We start from the raw sequence: 18,042 nt of genomic DNA on the forward strand, positions 1-18,042 counted from the left end.
GCATGTTCGCGAGAAGGCCTGTTCGATACGCGGAAAAAGTCGAGAGAAAAAAGAATCGTCTGAGAGCTATCTGGTTCGTCGTGGTCTTTATAATTCTGAGCTCTTTTATTCGGGGTGTCGTGATCCAGAGCTGGCAGATACGCGATCAAACAATGAACCCCTCCCTTGTGGTCGGGGATGTCGTGCTCGCTGTTCCGTTCTGGTCAATTTTTTCTTCCGCTCCATTTAGCTTTTCGGGTCCTCTTCATCAAGGCGACCTCGTGCTTATCGATGACGGGGCATCTGAGGTCACGCCTCCTGCGCTCCTTACTGCCGATGCAGTGTTGCGCTTTTTTACATTGCAGCGATTTTCCATTCTGGAAGCACAGTATGGCAGGAATTTTGGTGTGCCCGAAGTCATGCGGATAAAGTCCATCATACGGGAGAACAGGGAAAACAAGCGAGTTATCCTCTATACCCTTGAATATGATGCCCGGCGAATGTCTGCCGATGCTCCCGCTGATAAAGAGGTACAGGCTTCACGAATCCGCGCTAAACTCGTATTTAGAATTTGGCCAATACGAAGAGTCGGGCCTTTGACATGAGCGCAGAGCATTTCACGGACAAAAAGCCATTCCCCACACGCTCGCTGTATGTCCATATTCCCTTCTGTGCAGGGCGATGTGCATATTGCGATTTTTTTTCGGTTCCACGAGGAAGCTGCTCCCCCAGTACATTGGCGAGCTATGTCAGCGCTGTCCTTGAACAGGCAGCGGAATGGACAAAAATATTCGAAGCAGGGGAATTTGCGACAATTTATATAGGGGGCGGCACACCGACTGTTCTTGGTACAGAATTATTGGGAACGCTTGTCCGAGGCCTTGAGCCTTACGCCGCAAATGAATGTGAATGGACAATCGAAGCAAATCCGGAAAGCCTCGATGAAGAAGCAGTCCAGATGCTTGCAGAGACGAAAGTCAGCCGCATTTCGCTTGGAGTGCAGACATTGTCGCAAAACCAATGGCCAATACTAGGGCGAGTCGGTTCGGTTGAAGATTCGCTCCGCGCAATCGAGCTGCTCGGATCGAGCAGATTTGAAGTTTCAGTCGACCTTTTGGCAGGGATTCCATATCGGGCCAGTGATCCGGCTGGGGCCCCGGAGTACATCGAAGCGCAGCTTCTGCAAAGTTTGAGTGCGCTCTCAGGGAAAGTTCCGCATATTTCGATGTACGATCTCACTATAGAAGAAGGGACTGTATTGCAGCGCCGGATTGTAGATGGGGAACTTGTGCTGCCTGATACCGACAGCCTTGCTCGCGCGAGGGAGAGCGCAGACGGCCTGCTTGCAGCGCACGGCTACATTCGCTATGAAGTCTCGAATTATGCCCTGCCTGGGCATGAATGCAGGCACAACCTGGCATATTGGAACATGGACCCCTATCTGGGTTTGGGCAGCGGGGCAGTCAGCACCCTTGCGTACCCTGCAGATGCACATCAGCGAATGCTTGGTTCCATGGTGAGGCTGAATGGCACGAAAAATCTGAAACATTTCATTGCCCGTCCCGCTGAAATTCCGCCAGAAGTTGAAATTATCGACAAGCCGACTGCAGCTTTCGAGGTCTTGATGATGGGTTTCAGAACGGCAAGAGGTGTCGATGCCACCAGGTTCTCTGCGCTTTTTGGCATTCCGATCTTAGAGCTCATTCCATCATCGCTCGAACGATGGGGTGGGGAGATTATTCAAAAAGATAATCACATTGCCATTCATCCTAGGAACTTCGACATTCTAAACAGATTTCTGGTAGAATGCTTTGAGGAGATGGACGAAAATCGAGCCATGCTAAAAACTTGAAATTTTAGAAGGAGCATTTCATGACATTATTTCAATATGCCGTAGTGGCGTCGATTCTTCACGACGAAAAACAGAAGCAAGAGCTGCTTTCAAAATTCGAGCAGGCATTGATCGAAGCTGGAGGTGAGCTTCAGTCTGTCGGGACGCATACACTATGCCCTCGGAACACCAACCTTCCTCTCTTTATTTTTGTCCTCACTGGAGGCACCGAAGCCGAAGCGATGCAGCTTATTCAAAAAGAAAAAATGATAGAGCAGGGTACACCTGTCGTCCTCCTGGCTCATCCTTTCCAAAACTCGCTTCCCGCAGCAATGGAGATCCTTGCCAAAGTGAAGCAGGATAGTGGCAAAGGGCTCATTCTGCAGGCAGACGCATCCGGAGTGTTCGATGCTGCTGCCCTGGGGAACATTATCGCTGTATCGCAAAGCATGAGAACCCTGCAAGCGAGCCGCATTGGCGTTGTCGGGAAGCCTTCAGACTGGCTTATTGCATCGAGCCAGCATCCGGACATTGCAAAAAAAGCCTGGGGTCTGACCCTAATCGATATTCCTTTTGCAGAACTTATGCATGACATAGAAGCCATTCGCGCAAAACCCGAGCGCGCGCCCGATATGCCAGGCTTGCGTGCAAAAGCTGAGTTCTTTTCCGAGGCAGATGAGGCGGATATGCGCAAATCCGCGGAAATTCTGCAGGCACTGAAAGGCATTGTCGCTCGCTATAGGCTTACTGCGCTGACATTGCGTTGTTTTGACCTTGTATTGCAGGACAGCAGCACTGGATGTCTTGCGCTTTCAGCACTTGCCGATGAAGGGATCGATGCAGGATGCGAAGGTGATATCCCTTCGATTATTGCGCTTCACTGGATGCGTACGCTCACGGGAATGACAGGATGGATGGCAAATCCTTCGAGAATTTCGATTGATAAAGAAAAAGGAACTGCTCAGGCGCTTATTGCGCATTGCACCGCTCCACGCTCCATTCTTTCAAGCTATGGATTGCGCAGTCATTTTGAATCGGGTTTGGGTGTAGCAGTCGCCGGAATTACTCCTGAAGGTCCGGTAACATTGGTAAGGATCGGAGGAAAGAATCTGGAAAGAGTGTGGTTTTCTAACGCGTCAGTTATTGGCAGCCCCCGCCAAGAAGGCCTTTGCAGAACACAGGCCTTGCTTGAACTTCCGGAAGCTCGCGCTGAGGAACTCCTCACCAACCCTCTTGGTAACCATCTTGTCATGATTCGCGGCGATTGGATAAAGCGCATAGAAGCTTTTATCCGGCTATGGCAATCATAGACGATTACACGAAGAAATCGTAATTCGACTTGATGTGCTCAGCGAAGCCCTCCTGATACGAAATATTCGCGCGGGTTTCTGAAAAAATTGTGCTCGGAGGGCCATGACCTGGGAAAATCACTGTTTCTTGCGGGAGGGAAAATAGCTTCTGCTGTATACGTGCTGCAAGCGCATTGGTATTAAATGTGCTACTTGTTTTTCCGATTAAGCCAGCATGCAGGACATCCCCTGTGAACAGGAACGACTCATCGACGAGATAGACAATGGAATCCTGAGAATGCCCCGGTACCGCAATCGCTCTGACAGAAAAACCGGCTTCCTCGAATGATTCGCCATCTCTGACCTTTTTGCATTGGAATTCAAGGATCTTTGCATTGGAGGCATAGATTATCGGACTGTAAATCTTCATTATTGTCGAAAGTCCGCGAATATGATGTGTATGGTTGTGCGTTATGAATATGGCACAGAGGTCAAAGTGGTTTTGCTCGATTTTTTCTATCATTGTTGGCGTAAGTTCGGCAGGATCCACCGCAATGGCCTTGCCCAGTTTTTCGTTTCCAATCATATAACTGTTCGAAAAACCGAAAATGGAATAATGCTGATAAATTTTCATAGGTATAAATGCTCCAGATCGCGGACTGCTTCCGCAATATTCGATCCGACAAACGTGACGTTGGATTCCTTTGCTGGAATGTAGAAGGCGCGTTTGAAATCGCAGTTGTCGAAATTGACTGTATCGAGATCACAGAGCATAAAGCGCGAATTATAGAGATTCGATCCGGAAAAGGTACAATCGGAAAAGTGCGAGCCATTGAAGTTTGTTTGGATAAGTTCGGAATTTTCAAAACTGCAATCGAGGAAATTTGATGAGCCGAATGAGCAGAAATCTATATCTGTGCCGGAAAAGTCGCACGAAATGAATTCTGATCCATCCAGAAAAGAGAGATGGAATGAAGCGCCTGTGAACATTGCGTGATGCATTTTGACATTTCTGAAAGAACAGCCAACAAATCGGTAGCGGGAAAAATCCATTCCCATTATCGTTGCATCGTCAAAAACACGATTCATGATGAGCGTTTGGGATCGCAATTCTTCAAGGGATTTGCGCATGCGTTCTGCATCATTTTTCAGGTGATCGAAGCAGAGAGTTTCGAGCGAAAATGAAGGCCGGTGGCAACCCTCGACGGAGCAAGGAACAACCTTGAACATGCCTACAGCCTACATGATTTGGCGGCAGCGCTCAAGGTCCATACCATTATTCCGATACAGATTCGCTGTGTGCTTGCCAGGAATCTCCATCCTGTGTAGTATTTTATCCATGTGTTATGCATGTGGCGCTCTCTTGCCGTATGGATACAAGCCAGGCTTCAATGATACTTGCGAGCAGTGTGGCAAGGACTTGCACGTATGCCAGATGTGCCGTTTCTATACGCCTGGACTGCATTGGGACTGCGCCGAGAATATCGACGAACAGGTTTTCGACAAAGAGAAGCGCAACCATTGCGAGTGGTTCTCGGCTGCAGAGAAGTTCGTAGAGAATTCTAGCACAGACAGGACAGTTTCGCAGTCTGACGCGAAACGCAAGTTCGATGCGCTGTTCGGAGACTGAATGCAAAGCAACAACGATGCATTGCATGTATGTGTGTTTGATTCAGGCATCGGCGGATTACCATTCCTGAAAGCAATTCACCAGGAGTGGAGAGGAGTCACGATTTCGTATGTTGCTGACGATGCCGGTTTTCCATATGGAACAAAATCCCCCGAAGCCATTCGGGACATTCTGTTCGAGCGAGTAAGAAGAATCCGCGCTCGCCTCGATCCGGATATACTCGTGATATCCTGTGTGACCGCAGTGCAGATTGGGCTCAAAGATCTGCAGGCAGCACACCGTCCGATGAAAATCATTGGTGCTATTCCTCCGATTGCGCAAGCAGCCCGGGAAACGCAATCGCACCGTATTGCGGTGCTCACTACTGCCCGCGCTGCGGAAGATGCTTTTCTTGATGATATGATTGCTCGAGATGCTCCGGAAATCGATGTGTTCAGGATCCCTGCGCAAGACCTTGTCGATTATGTCGAGCAGCATTTGCCTTTTGCGGAGCAGGAAAGCGCTGAAGCGGCTGTCGAACCATATATCGCGTATGCCCTGGAAAAGGGAGCTGACAGGCTTGTCCTGGCAAGCAGTCATTTTGTTTTTCTTGAGGAAGCAATTCGGCATGTTATTACTGCGCGCGGAATGGATGATGTCCATTGCCTGGATTCAAGAGAGCATGTGCTTTCTGCGCTTCGGCGTTTTTTGTTTTCTGAGCCTGCGGCCGAGGCGGCTAACGAGGGGGGCTTTTATCTGACAGGCGACAGAAAACCTTGTCCTTCCTACATTGCGTGGGCGAACCGGTTCGGGACAGCTGTGCCCGAACTGCTTTGAGGAACAAGCTAGTGGGAACCAGCATGCTAGGCATCGTTCTTTCCTTCAGCAACCATTATGCGCGAGTGAGATGCGAAGACAATACAGTTCGTCTCTGCACCATCAAAGGCAAGAGAATCCGCTCTCTCGATGGCTGGTACAATGCGCTTGCAGCAGGTGACAGGGTTTCTGTTCAGATCATTTCTGATGGCGAAGGTGTAATCGAAAAGCTGCTGCCCCGTAGGAATGTCTTCGGGCGGTTCAATGAAAAGGGAGGCGCGGATCAAGCGTTTGCAGCCAATATCGACATGGTCGTATGCGTGACTAGCGCAAATTCCCCGCCTTTCCGGCCTAGATTCATCGATCGGGTAAGCGTCATAACTGAACAGTGCGGCGTTCCGCTATTGATTCTTTTCAACAAAATAGACTTGGGAAGCGATGAACATGCTGAAGCGAGGCTTTCTGTTTTCGAATCGCTGGGATATAAGGTTCTTCGTTGTTCGGCATTGCTTCAGCAGGGATTGAATGCGTTGCGTGAATCCATTCTCGGCAAAACAGCAGTTTTTGTCGGCCAATCAGGCACAGGAAAATCGAGTATAATCAATGTACTAATGCCTGGTATCGACCGCAAGGTCGCAGCGATTTCCGAAAAATACAATAGAGGCAAGCACACGACGACACTCGCGGAGCTCTTTTTCTCTCCGGAAGGAGATATAGCAGTTATCGATACGCCGGGATTTCGCCGCCTGGCCATGCGCAATATCGAACCTGATGATTTGAGCGCATATTTCCCTGACATGATGCCATTTATCGGGAAATGCGCCTTCGGAGCTTCATGTTCCCATACCCATGAGTCCGGCTGCGCAATCATGGATGCTGTCCAAAATGGCATAATCCACTATGATCGCTACGAAAGCTATCTGCGCATACGCAGCGAACTCGAGCGATCCAGACAGTGGAAGAAAGAAGAAACAGGAAAATTTCGCAAAACTCCCAAGTTTCGCCTTGAGGATGAAGAGGGATGGTAATGCACGAGCACAGCCTTGCACGCCTTGATTTTTTCCGGCTTCGTGAGAGGCTGGAAGGATATTGCCTTTCCTATGAAGGGCGCGCACTGATGCGCAACACTCTTCCCTGTTCGAATCCAGAATCAGTTCGCAGGCTCAAACGCGATCTCTATCTGCTTTCCGAGGGGCTTAGAGAAAGGGAAATTCCAGCCTTGCCTTTCCCCGACCTTGATGTTGTTGTGCAAAAAGCAAAGAAAGAAGGCCTTGCCCTTGATGTAGACGAGCTCTTTGCCTTAGGCATATGGGCTACATCATATGAACAGATTGTCGGGCTAGTGCGCTCGATACTTGAAGCCAGCGACAGAGCGAAGAGAGCGCACCAACCAGAAGAGAATGTGCCCATGACGGCATTTGACAGCAGCGCTGATACTGAGGAATGGGCGATGCTCGGCATCGAGACAGCAGTTTTTTCTGCTCCTTCGCTCGCGCTGCTTCGAGAGAGAATATTTGCGATTCTTACACCAGAAGGCGAAATCAGAGACTTGCCCCGGATTCGGGCGCTAAAGCGGGCCATCCATACAGCACAGCTCGAAAATCAGCGGCTCGTCAGCCAATATCTGTCGGATCCGGATTTGCAGGATGCACTGCAGTCGAATGCCGCCACAGAGCGCGACAACCGCACTGTGCTTGCTATCAAGGCAAATTTCAAAGGCAGGGTAAAGGGCATTGTTCATGAATTCTCTTCGACTGGCCAGACTGTTTTTATCGAGCCGCTGGAGCTGATCGAGCGCAACAACCGGCTTCTGGAACTGGAAACCAGGCTCAATGAAGAAATACGCGCCATCCTCCGCGAAACAACAGAAGCCATCCGTCCGCTTGTGCCATCCTTTGAGAGAGCACGACAGCACCTGGCAGCTATCGATGCAAGGCTTGCTCGCGCAATACAGCTCCGGAGGGAGGATCTTGTCAATGCCACGCTTCTCGACGAAGGCCTGCACTTGTATCAGGCCAGACACCCACTTTTGGGAAAGAAAGCTGTGCCGATCGATGTCGATGTGCCGGATGGAACACGCGTGCTCATCATCACCGGGCCCAATACGGGAGGCAAGACAGTTTCGCTCAAGACAATCGGGCTTCTTGCGCTTTTGAATCAGTATGGAGCTGGCATTCCTGCGCTATCTACTTCAGGATTTGCAGTTTTTGATACAGTTTTTGCCGATATCGGCGATGAACAATCCATCGATCAGTCTCTTTCCACATTTTCGGGGCATATGCGCGTCATTTCCGACATTGTGCGTGCAGCTACCGGCAGAAGCCTTGTGCTGCTCGACGAACTTGGAGCAGGAACCGATCCCGAAGAAGGGTGCGCCATCGCTATGGCCTTGCTCGACTTTTTTCTGGAGCGTAAGAGCCTGACCATTGCGACCACTCATCACGGTATTCTCAAGAATTATGGATATACAAAACCCGGCTGTCTCAATGCCTCGATGGAGTTCGACGCGCAAAGTCTGAGTCCTACCTATCGCATGTGTATGGGAATTCCTGGCGAAAGCCGCGCACTGGAGATTGCCAGGCAGACGGGCCTGTCCGATGAAATAGTGGCGACCGCGACAAGCTATCTCGATGATGAGCGAACCGATTATTCAGCGTTGATGCGCTCTCTGGGAGAGAAGCAGCGTGAACTCGACAGGCTGGAGCAGGAAAAACGCAAGCAGTTGAAAGGAGCACAGGAGTCTCGCCGGAATGCGGATTTGCAGAATCTGAAGGTGCGGCAGAGAGAGCTGGAACTGCGGCGCCAGGGTGTTGCCGAGCTGAACCGCCTTCTTTCGGAAAGCCGCAGGACCTTCGAAAATCTTGTAAGAGAGATCAGAGAATCTGGAAGAAAGGTGGAGGAGGCTTCCAGTGCGCGGGAATTTCTGAATGAGCTTTCTGAAGAAGCCAAGCGGGAAAACGACGAACTGAGCCGATTCGAAGCGGAGACAAAAACGCTTGCTCGTTCACTTTCCGATGGGAATGCTCCGTCCCGCCGAATCGATCCGGCGTCGGCAAGCGTTGGAGAAAAAGTACTGTATGCTGGTCGCGAAGCGATCATCGTACGCAAGCTGGATGAAAAGAGAGTTCTCATTCAAGCAGGCTCGCTGCGCATTCCAGTAGCGATGGAAGATCTCAGCATCCCGCCTTTGCATAAAAAACCGGACAGTGAGACCAAACTTGTCTATCAGGTGGAGCTTTCAAGCCCTGGCGAAGGATCCTCAAAGCCGCTGCCCGAGATCGATGTGCGTGGGATGCGGCTTGCCCAAGCGCTTGAAACGCTCGCGCACCAAATCGATGCAGCGAGCTTGGGTGGGCTGGGTGTTTTTTCCGTCATCCATGGCACCGGCGAAGGTATTCTCGGGAAAGGCATCCATGAGTGGCTGAAAACGCAGCCCTCGGTAGCTGATTACTATTTCGCGCGGCCTGAAGACGGGGGTTTTGGAAAAACATGGGTACATCTGAAACCATAAAAGATTTGCAATTGACACCAATTTATGCTGCATGGTATCGTTATGCGGCATTTTTATCAGCCAAAGGAGTTTTCATGTCCGGACATAGTAAATGGGCAACCATAAAGCACAAAAAAGGCGCGCTCGACGCTAAAAGAGGGCAGCTTTTTACAAAGCTTATCAAGGAAATATCGATCGCTGCCCGCATGGGTGGTGGCGATCCGGAAGGCAACCCGCGCCTGCGCACCGCAGTGCTCAAGGCCCGTGCTGCCAACATGCCAAAAGACAATATCGACCGCGCGATCAAGAAAGGCACAGGCGAGCTTGAAGGCACCATCTATGAAGAGCTTTTCTACGAAGCATATGCCCCTGGCGGCGGAGCAATGCTCATCGAAGTGCTGACCGACAACAAGAACCGCGCAGCCGCAGAAATCCGCAATATTGTCACGCGATCTGGCGCGAACCTTGGAACCGCAGGTTCTGTCGCGTATCTTTTCAAAAGAAAAGGCGTGCTAACCTATGATGGCGAAAAGTATACCGAAGACCAGATTCTGGAAGCGGCGCTCGATGCAGGAGCGGACGATGTGGTGAATGAGGACGGAAGCATAGTCGTGTTTACCGATCCCGCTTCTTTCGAAGATGTGCTCAATGCGATGAACGCAAAAGGTTTCGAGACCCTCGGTGCTGAAATATCCATGGTTCCCGATACCTACATCAGTGTCGATGCAGAGACAGCAGCTAAGATACAGAGGCTTATCGATAAGCTGGAAGAGAACGAAGACGTGCAGAATGTCTATCACAACATCGAAATGCCTGAAATCGAAGAGTGATTAAAGAAATGGCTGCTCGTCGCGCTATCGTAGCGATTGGGATTGATCCTGGAATCGCTGCGGTAGGATTCGGCGTAGTCCGAACGAGGGAAGGGAGTCTCGAACTAATCGCTCATGGATGCATTCAGACAGAATCGTCCGTACCGATGGGCAAGAGGCTCGCGCACATATTCAATGAGATCAAAAGGCTGTTGCAGCAATATGCTCCTGATGTCGGCGGCATCGAGGAGCTTTATTTTTTTAGAAACGTATCATCGGCATTCCCTGTAGCAGAAGCGCGAGGTGTCATCAGGCTCGCATTCGAAGAAGCGAACATCGAACTCATGCAGCATACCCCAAATGCCATCAAGAAATCCGTAACCGGTTCCGCCCGCGCAGATAAATTGCAGGTGCAGGAAATGGTGCGCATCCTCCTCGGCATGAAAGAGATACCCAAACCGGATCATGCAGCCGACGCGCTGGCTGCGGCGATTTGTACATTGCATTCGATTGGCCCCGCAGGCTATACTCTTTGACATGTTCAATCGCATCCGCGGTATACTCAACGGCCATGCTGATGATGCCCTCCATGTTGCAACCGGCGCAATCGAATGGGAAATTTTTGTCCCGGTGCGGGATCCCGCGTTTTTTTCGCGTGTAGGCGAAGAGATCGAGCTCTATACCTGGCTGCATCACTATGAAGATGGCATGCGCCTGTATGGATTCATCTCTGCGCCGGAGCGGCAGCTCTTTTTGGATCTCCAGAAGGTCGAAGGAATTGGCCCGCGCCAGGCATTCAAGATTCTTCAAGGGATTGCGCCGCGGGCACTCGCCACCATGCTGGATACCAGCGATCTCGTTTCTCTGCAGAAAATTCCTGGCATTGGGCCCAAAACCGCGCAGAAAATGATGCTTGCGCTCAAGGGCAAGTTGATCGCGCTCGAAGGAGAAGTAGGCGTTCCGGCTCCTGCTGTGCAGGGGCGATTCCGCGATGTCATCAGAGCGCTGATAGAAATGGGTTTTGATCGGCGCGAAGTCGAACGAGTTGTGGCCCAGCTTGGCGCTGATGTGCAGCAAGGACCGGAATCGGAAAAAGAGTTGTTCAGAAAAGCTCTGCTTGAGCTGTCGACAGGAGCGGGGGCATGAATTCAGAAATTCCTGATGATGAATCTATTATTCATAGCCCCATGAATCCTGGATATGATCCGAGTGAGGACGAAAAAGAAGCAACGCTGCGCCCGCGCTATCTTTCTGAGTTTCAGGGGCAAGAGAGAATCAAGGATAACCTGCTCATTTTCATTCGAGCAGCGCGCGAACGAGCAGAAGCGCTCGACCACCTTTTTTTGATGGGTCCGCCTGGATTGGGCAAAACCACGCTTGCGCTCGTTGTCGCTTCAGAAATGGGCGTGGACTTCAAGCCAACAAGTGCTCCCGCCATCGAAAAACCGAAAGATCTTGCTGGAATTCTTACAAATTTGCGCCCGAATGCCGTGCTGTTCATCGACGAAATTCACAGACTCAAGCCTGCAATCGAGGAAATGCTCTATATTGCCATGGAGGATTTCGAGCTTGACTGGGTAATCGGACAAGGGCCTGCAGCCCGGACAGTTCGGATCCCGCTTCCGCCTTTTACGCTTGTCGGTGCGACGACCAAGGCTGGAATGGTTTCTGCGCCGCTTTCAAGCCGTTTCGGCATTTCCCTGCGTTTTGACTATTACTCGGCAGAGGAACTCGAGAGGGTCGTCAGGCGATCTTCCCGCATTCTCGATATCAAAATTGATGAGGATGCGGTGAAGCTTCTTGCAGGAACGAGCCGGGGGACGCCGCGGATTGCCAACAGACTTCTCAGGCGCATGCGCGATTTTGCACAGGTAAAAGGGGCGGGTGTCATAACAAAGGATATTGTGATTGATGGGCTCGCGCGGCTTGAAGTTGATTTTCTCGGCCTCGAGCGCCTGGATCGGGAAATACTCAAGGCCATTATCCTTCGGTTTGGAGGAGGCCCTGTCGGCGCTGAAACGCTCGCGGTTTCGGTCAGCGAAAGTGTCGAAAGCCTTGAAGACTACTATGAGCCGTACCTGATTCAGATTGGAATGCTTGCGCGAACGCCGAGAGGGCGCATTGTAACCCCTGCCGCATATCGCCATCTTGGACTGGAACAGATGAATGAAAACGGATGACTTCAATTTTGAACTGCCGGAAAGGCTGATAGCTCAGTACCCGCCCGAGCACCGGGGCGAATCGCGCCTTATGGTGCTTGATCGGGCAACAGAGAAGACATTCGATGCCATGGTAGCGGACATAGCCTCATTCATCGAGCCAGGCACCTTGATGATTTTCAATGATTCCAGGGTGCGCAAAGCAAGGCTCTATGGCATCTGCGAGCAAACCGGTTCGCATGTTGAATTTGTTTTTCTGTCTCCTGCTGATGAGGCGGAATTCGATGAACAGCAATTCCGAGGCTCAGACCATGCTGCCCAAGCGCTCAATATGCCCGGATCGGACAAGCCGGTTGTCCCAAAACACAAGCTCCCTTCATCATCGCAGCGCTGGCTCGTCGTATGCAGCAAAGCCAAACGACAAAAAATCGGAAGAAAATATCTGTTTCCTGGGGAACTTGCAGGAACCATTATCAGCGACCGCGTCGACGAGAAGATTATCGAATTTTCTGCGCCTATAGGCGATGAATATTTTGACCGATACGGACATGTTCCTCTTCCTCCATACATCAAGCGGGAAGACACGAAAGCTGATGAACAGCGCTATCAGACCGTATATGCCAAGCGTACCGGGTCAGCAGCCAGCCCGACAGCGGGTCTTCATTTTACCCCCGAAATTCTTTCTTCTCTGCGGGACCGAGGAATCGAAATCGCACATGTCACCTTACATGTCGGGCTAGGCACATTCTTGCCAGTGCGCACGGAGAATATCGAAGACCATCGCATGCACGAGGAATGGTTCGAAATCTCGCCTGAAATTGCAAACAGGGTAAATGCAGCCAAAAAGGAAGGCAGAGCTATTCTTGCAGTGGGAACAACCTCGCTTCGGGCTCTGGAATCAGCCTGGTACGATGGCGCGCTCCATTCCGGCAGCTATTCAACACGGATATTCATATACCCGGGCTTTGAATTCCATGTGGTCGATCAGCTCTTTACCAATTTTCATACGCCGAAATCGACACTGCTCATGCTGGTGTCAGCTTTTGCCGGAAGAGAGCGGATTCTGGAGGCGTATCGGTCGGCCATCGAAAAGCAATATCGTTTTTTCAGCTATGGAGACGCGATGCTGATCCGGTGATTCCACACGAAGGAACGCCGAGGAAAGCGAACACCACTGCTTCGATGCGCTGGCGGACTGTCTCAATATCTCCATCCGCATTGATCCGCTCTATGTGCCAGCCCTGCTGTTCAAGCCGATCTGCCATAACCGCATACATGTCATGCACGCGTTTCTGGAATTCAAGCGTCTCGTATATCTCTTTATTCGAGCGTGTATCGATCCGTTTGATGCAGACTTCCGGATCAACCTCAAACAGCAGAGTGAGCCCTGGAGCGGGGAATCTGCTGTTGAGCTGCCAGGGAATTTCAGGACCGCAGGTAACTCCCTGATAGGCAAGACTTGAAAGAACATAGCGATCAGAAATGACAAGTGCGCCTTCTTCAACTTTCTGTGCAATTCCTTCTTTGCCATAGAGGTGCTCATTTCGGTCTGCGGCAAAAAGATGGGCGACCGTCGAAGGGGCTGCCTCATTTTTGCCTGAAAGAACAGATCGGATAAGCATGCCTATCGGGCTTGTGGTCGGTTCTGCTGTCGTGACACAAGATAATCCCCGAGCGCGCAAGCTCCCGGCCAGAAGATTCATTTGAGTTGTGGTACCGGCACCATCGATTCCTTCTATGACAATAAAACGCTTTTTCAGCTCGTCAGTGTTAATCGAATGCATAATGTGCTAGTATATAGGTGACTCATAATTTTGTCATGCAGGATTCGTATCGGATGAGGACGAAAAGGCCAGCAATCGCAATAGCATTGATTTCTCTTCTTTTTGCCATATATTCCACAATTGTCATAGTCAATCTTCTTCGTCTCGAAGTTCAGCAGGCGGTTGGCCGTTCTCTTGATTCGGTTCAATCTGTCGTTGATCAGGCAACCGGGCTTAGTCTCGATTATGATTATCTGAGCATCGACGCTGTCAATCGTTTTACAATGCATGGCATACGGCTGGTCCGAAAAGATGCGCCCGATGTCAGCCCTGTGCAAGTGCGGAGCGTATCTCTGCGCATCAGCTATTGGGCGCTCATAACGGGCAGAAGTACGGAAGTGCTCAAGGAAGTCTCTGCGAGCGATCTGCAGGTAGATCTTGTCCTTCCTGAAGATGAATTTATTGTCCAGAAGCTTTACAAAATTCTGTTCGAAGGGCCGCTGATTGTCCTGCCTCGGTTCCAGCTCAATATTGAGCCAGTGCATGTGCACCTGAAACAAAATGAGCCTCTCGCTGACGGTACGATTCATATCGAGTCATTCCAGCTCTCTACGCTTGGCGGATTCCCCGAAATTGTGGCGCCCTCGATTTCTGCAGACTTGGGGGGCTTTTTTGGTCTTCCGAAAGATCTTTCGTCTAAAATTGGCATCGATGGATCGCTTGCGGCCGATTTTTCGACATTTGATTTCTCTGTGAATATTTCCGCAGGTGCTCCTTCAGTTTTGCTGCTGCCTCAGCAATTCGTTGTGTCCAAGCGAGGCAGTCGGATAGAGGCTCGTCGGAGAGGGAAGGGGCTTGAGCTGGTGGGGTGGTATGAGAAGGGCCGCTGGGGGTTGCAAGGGGACATGTTGGGGTATCGGGTGAGTGGGGATATGGAGGGGAAGGGTGAGGTATGGGAGGTAGTAAAGGGGGTGCGGGGGGATGGGCATATTGAGGCGTGGGGAGAGGGGAAGGTGCTTGGGGGCTATCGGGTGGATGTGAAGGGTGCAGTGGATGAAGGGGTGCGGTGGGGGAAGTATGCGCTGGGAGGGCTTGCGGTAGTGCTCAAGGGGGAAGGGGATAGTGCGGGGTATCGAGGGGTGGTGGAAGGTGTGCATGCAGGCTATGGGGTACGGTATGAGGGGGAGGTAGGGTATGCGTCGTGGGCGGTGAAGGGGAGCTATACGGTGAGTGGGGCAGGGGTGCGGGTGCGAGGGACGGTGGAAGGCTCGGGGGATCGGTATGGGGTGGAGGTGGCGGAAGGGAATGTGCGGGGGCTGGTGCTAGGGGAAGGGGCGGGGCAAGTGAAGCTGACGGGGGAGGGGTATGAGGTAGGGTATAGGGGTGGGGTAGGTGCAGGGCGTGTGAGTGGGGAAGGGAGCATAGGGAAGGATGGGGGATTTGAGGGGGTTGTGGAGGTAGAGAAGGTAGATGTGGCGTCGGTCGTGGCGGCGACGGGGCTTAAGTTGCAGGGGGTTGAGGGGGTTGTGAGCGGGCGGGTGTATGGGCTTGTGCGAGGGGGGAAGGTATCGTGGGCATTGAATGGAGGGGAGTATGAGGGGAGGGTGCAAGGGGTAGGGGTGAAGGTAGGGCTTGAGGGGGGGGGGGATGAGGCGGGGTATACGCTGAAGCGCGCGCAAGGGGTGGTAGGGGGTATTGCGGTAGGGCTTGAGGGGAAGGGGATGTATAGGGGGGAGGTATTTAGGGGGCAGGTGACGGTAGGGGGGATAGGGTATGGGGTGCAGGTGGGGGTGAAGGAAGGGGAAGTAGGGATTACGGTAGGGGATACGGCAGAAGGGAAGGTTGTGTTTGGGGGAAGTCGGATAGAGGGGCAGGTGCGCTTGAAAGGGTTTGGGGTAGGGGTTGGTGGAGGGGTGGTGTGGCTCAAAGGGGGAGCACGTGGGTGGTATGAGAAGGATGCTTGGGGGCTAGAGCTGACGAATGTAGGGGTACGGTATGAGGGAGAGGGGGTCTATCCGCAGCTTGAGGTGAGTGGGACGGTGGACGCGAAGGGAGCGAAGCTGACAATAGACTATTTCGAATATAATGCAAGAAAATTGAAAGGTGAACTAACGATTACATATGCATCAATTGAATCTATTATCAGAGATTTCGATGCTTCATATACATTATCGAGCATAGATTATGAACGGGCAAAAATAGAAGGAACCATAAAATCCAAAGACGGGATAATAGATGCTGCAATTACCGCAAATGCATTGCCGATCGAACAATTTATCCCTTCCTCGCTGAAAATTGCCGGAGATCTTCAATTAAAAGGAAAGGCATCAGCATCCTTAAATGGCGACAAATTCAGTCTGGCGAATTTTTCGCTTCTTGAAGTCCAGTTTAAAATGCAAAAAGGTGAAATCAATGGTCTTCCTTTTTCGGCATCGGGAACTGCAGATCTCAAAGATTCTGTATTGTCGATCAAAGATGGTTCATTTGCATATCTGAATCACAAGATAGATGCAATTTCAGCCAATTACGATATCAAGAGCGGATCAGCGCACTTTGGAGCGCAGGTAAGGTCTGTAATAGCTGAAAAATTATTCACCGCATATTTCAATGGCGACGGAAAGATTGCTCAGGATAATCCCTGGAATGATCTGCAATTCTCGGGGCAAATAGCTAAAGCCATTTATAATTCCAGAAATATTGATGACATTGGCTATGTGGCTGCTTTCAAAAATGGCAATATTGATTTGAATCTGAACCAAGCCAATGGCTCGAATGCGCATGCAAGCATTACTAGCATGAGCGAATTCGAAGTTTCGCTGAATAATTTTTTCAAGCTCACTGGAACAGCCAAAGGATCTGTCAAAGAAAACGCTGTCGAAGCTGATGTATCTCTGAACAAGTTCGATTTGGCTGCTCTGCAAATGTTCATTCCAGAAAATTACATAAAGGACATGAGTGGGTCGGCGTCCTGTTCTCTCAAGATCTCCGGAGATCTGAACGATCCGGCAATTGATGGAAATATTGCACTCAAGGCTGTATCTTTTTCCTCAAATATCTATCTTCTTGAAAAAGTGGGCCCATTTGATGCGGATATGAAAGTAAGCGAGGGTATCATCGAATTAGGTCCTGCTATAATCAAAGTTGGAACCGAAAGCATATCACTAGCGGCAACAGCAAGCCTGAGCCGATGGGAGATTGGCGATATAAAAGCATTCATCTCCACTCAGGAGACTGCCGCTCTGCGATTCAAAGGAACCATTGCCGGCCTAACTGCTAAAGATATTCGTGCAAAAACTGACCTCACCGCGACATTGTCTCAAAGCGGTCTCGAGATTAAAGGCAATATATTCCTCGATAATGGCACTCTTGAAGTTAATCCTGCGGGCTTTGTCGTTTCGCCGGAAACCGCCAAGGCGACAGTTCCTCTCTCGCTCAATATCGCACTGACGCTCGGGAAAAATGTGGAACTTTATCTTCCCGGTCAGGATTTCCCGCTTGTAAGCGGAATGTCTTCTCCGAATTCAGCTCTGAACATTCTGTACGATCAAGCAAGCGGCGCATTTTCTGTTACAGGGAAAGTCGAACTCAGATCTGGCTATGTTTTGTATTTGCTTCGAAATTTCTTTATAAAACAGTGTACTATCGAATTTTCAGAAAACCAGACGAAGTTTAATCCGCTTATCAATGCCGTTGCAGAGCTGAGAGAGTCAAGCAAAGATGGAATGATAATTGTCACTCTTTCAGCAGATCAGACACCCTTCGAAAATTTCAAACCAAAGCTTTCTTCAATTCCACCCAAGAGCGAGATAGAATTGCTCGCACTGCTTGGAGGAGGGCTCGCTCTTTCCGAAACATCGGACAATAATCCTCTTACCATTCGAGAAGCTATGATTGCGAGTTCCGAATTCCTTACCCAGAATTCATTGTTCAGATCATTCGAACAAAGAGTGCAGAAAGCGCTTGGCCTCGATGTTCTCTATGTGAGATCGTCTTTCATCCAGAAATGGCTTCTCGACATCACCGGTCAGTCGACCAAGGGTCTGGCCAACTACCTCAGCGGAACTGAGCTTTTTGTTGGGAAATATATAACCGATTCAGCATTCGCGCATTTTATTCTCAGGATGGCGCAGAACCCGCTTGAGGAGACTGGCGTTTTGCAATTAGACTCTGAGCTTGGCCTAGAGTTCCAGTCTCCATTTGGACTATTGGAATGGGGCCTTTCATTCGGGAAAGAAGGGACGCCTCTTAACAACCAGAAGATCAGCCTGAGCTGGCGCATAAATTATTGAGTGTTCAT

Annotated in this window: 16 protein-coding genes; 13 read left to right on the top strand and 3 right to left on the bottom strand. The window is 50.6% G+C overall.

Features of this window, described 5'->3' with window-relative positions:
* Window positions 1-2 precede the first annotated feature (2 nt).
* The 3 genes from GAP13_RS01855 to GAP13_RS01865 are packed head-to-tail and all read left to right on the top strand — an operon-like array spanning window position 3 to window position 3,120.
* The gene (locus tag GAP13_RS01855; RefSeq protein ID WP_158905610.1) at window positions 3-584 is read left to right on the top strand and encodes a S26 family signal peptidase; all 582 of its coding nucleotides are present in this window, start codon (window positions 3-5) and stop codon (window positions 582-584) included.
* Complete coding sequence (hemW, locus tag GAP13_RS01860; protein WP_158905612.1) at window positions 581-1,831, top strand: radical SAM family heme chaperone HemW; 1,251 nt, start codon at window positions 581-583, stop codon at window positions 1,829-1,831. The genes GAP13_RS01855 and hemW overlap by 4 nt, the downstream gene beginning before the upstream one ends.
* A gap of 20 nt (window positions 1,832-1,851) precedes the next feature.
* Window positions 1,852-3,120 carry a hypothetical protein gene (locus tag GAP13_RS01865; protein ID WP_158905614.1) on the top strand — a complete coding sequence of 423 codons (1,269 nt, stop codon included), beginning with the start codon at window positions 1,852-1,854 and terminating at the stop codon, window positions 3,118-3,120.
* 4 nt (window positions 3,121-3,124) lie between these two features.
* Here the strand turns inward: GAP13_RS01865 and GAP13_RS01870 are convergent, their stop codons facing one another.
* The gene (locus GAP13_RS01870) at window positions 3,125-3,733 is read right to left on the bottom strand and encodes an MBL fold metallo-hydrolase (protein WP_158905616.1); all 609 of its coding nucleotides are present in this window, start codon (window positions 3,731-3,733) and stop codon (window positions 3,125-3,127) included.
* Entirely contained in the window at window positions 3,730-4,329 is a 600-nt protein-coding gene (locus tag GAP13_RS01875) for a pentapeptide repeat-containing protein (RefSeq protein WP_158905618.1), read from the bottom strand. The genes GAP13_RS01870 and GAP13_RS01875 overlap by 4 nt, the downstream gene beginning before the upstream one ends.
* A gap of 109 nt (window positions 4,330-4,438) precedes the next feature.
* On the opposite strand from GAP13_RS01875, the gene GAP13_RS01880 reads away from it, so the two are divergent.
* The 9 genes from GAP13_RS01880 to queA all read left to right on the top strand — a co-directional run bounded on the left by GAP13_RS01880 (window position 4,439) and on the right by queA (window position 13,120).
* Window positions 4,439-4,729, top strand: coding sequence for a hypothetical protein (locus tag GAP13_RS01880; protein WP_158905620.1), 291 nt, complete (start codon window positions 4,439-4,441; stop codon window positions 4,727-4,729).
* Window positions 4,730-5,545: a glutamate racemase gene (locus GAP13_RS01885; protein WP_158905622.1), complete on the top strand. Its 816-nt coding sequence runs from the start codon at window positions 4,730-4,732 to the stop codon at window positions 5,543-5,545. It begins immediately after the preceding gene.
* A 65-nt stretch (window positions 5,546-5,610) separates the two neighbouring features.
* Entirely contained in the window at window positions 5,611-6,552 is a 942-nt protein-coding gene (rsgA, locus tag GAP13_RS01890) for a ribosome small subunit-dependent GTPase A (protein ID WP_158905624.1), read from the top strand.
* Window positions 6,546-9,035, top strand: coding sequence for an endonuclease MutS2 (locus GAP13_RS01895; RefSeq protein WP_158905626.1), 2,490 nt, complete (start codon window positions 6,546-6,548; stop codon window positions 9,033-9,035). The genes rsgA and GAP13_RS01895 overlap by 7 nt, the downstream gene beginning before the upstream one ends.
* A 74-nt stretch (window positions 9,036-9,109) precedes the next feature.
* Window positions 9,110-9,844 carry a YebC/PmpR family DNA-binding transcriptional regulator gene (locus tag GAP13_RS01900; RefSeq protein ID WP_158905628.1) on the top strand — a complete coding sequence of 245 codons (735 nt, stop codon included), beginning with the start codon at window positions 9,110-9,112 and terminating at the stop codon, window positions 9,842-9,844.
* Window positions 9,841-10,359 (top strand): crossover junction endodeoxyribonuclease RuvC, encoded by a 519-nt coding sequence (gene ruvC, locus GAP13_RS01905; protein WP_241864265.1) that lies wholly within the window; start codon window positions 9,841-9,843, stop codon window positions 10,357-10,359. Before GAP13_RS01900 ends, ruvC begins: the two co-directional genes overlap by 4 nt.
* A 1-nt stretch (window position 10,360) precedes the next feature.
* Window positions 10,361-10,969: a Holliday junction branch migration protein RuvA gene (gene ruvA / locus GAP13_RS01910; RefSeq protein WP_158905630.1), complete on the top strand. Its 609-nt coding sequence runs from the start codon at window positions 10,361-10,363 to the stop codon at window positions 10,967-10,969.
* A gap of 8 nt (window positions 10,970-10,977) precedes the next feature.
* Window positions 10,978-12,003 carry a Holliday junction branch migration DNA helicase RuvB gene (gene ruvB, locus GAP13_RS01915; RefSeq protein ID WP_503473365.1) on the top strand — a complete coding sequence of 342 codons (1,026 nt, stop codon included), beginning with the start codon at window positions 10,978-10,980 and terminating at the stop codon, window positions 12,001-12,003.
* Window positions 11,990-13,120, top strand: coding sequence for a tRNA preQ1(34) S-adenosylmethionine ribosyltransferase-isomerase QueA (gene queA, locus GAP13_RS01920; RefSeq protein WP_158905632.1), 1,131 nt, complete (start codon window positions 11,990-11,992; stop codon window positions 13,118-13,120). Before ruvB ends, queA begins: the two co-directional genes overlap by 14 nt.
* Here the strand turns inward: queA and tmk are convergent.
* Window positions 13,089-13,766, bottom strand: a complete 678-nt coding sequence (gene tmk, locus GAP13_RS01925; RefSeq protein ID WP_158905634.1) for a dTMP kinase — start codon at window positions 13,764-13,766, stop codon at window positions 13,089-13,091. The genes queA and tmk overlap by 32 nt on opposite strands.
* 35 nt (window positions 13,767-13,801) lie before the next feature.
* On the opposite strand from tmk, the gene GAP13_RS13230 reads away from it, so the two are divergent.
* On the top strand, window positions 13,802-18,034 hold the full coding sequence (locus GAP13_RS13230) for a translocation/assembly module TamB domain-containing protein (protein ID WP_158905636.1): 4,233 nt from the start codon (window positions 13,802-13,804) through the stop codon (window positions 18,032-18,034).
* Window positions 18,035-18,042 lie beyond the last annotated feature (8 nt).

This window comes from Rectinema subterraneum (assembly GCA_009768935.1).
Taxonomy (GTDB): Bacteria; Spirochaetota; Spirochaetia; order Treponematales; family Rectinemataceae; genus Rectinema; species Rectinema subterraneum.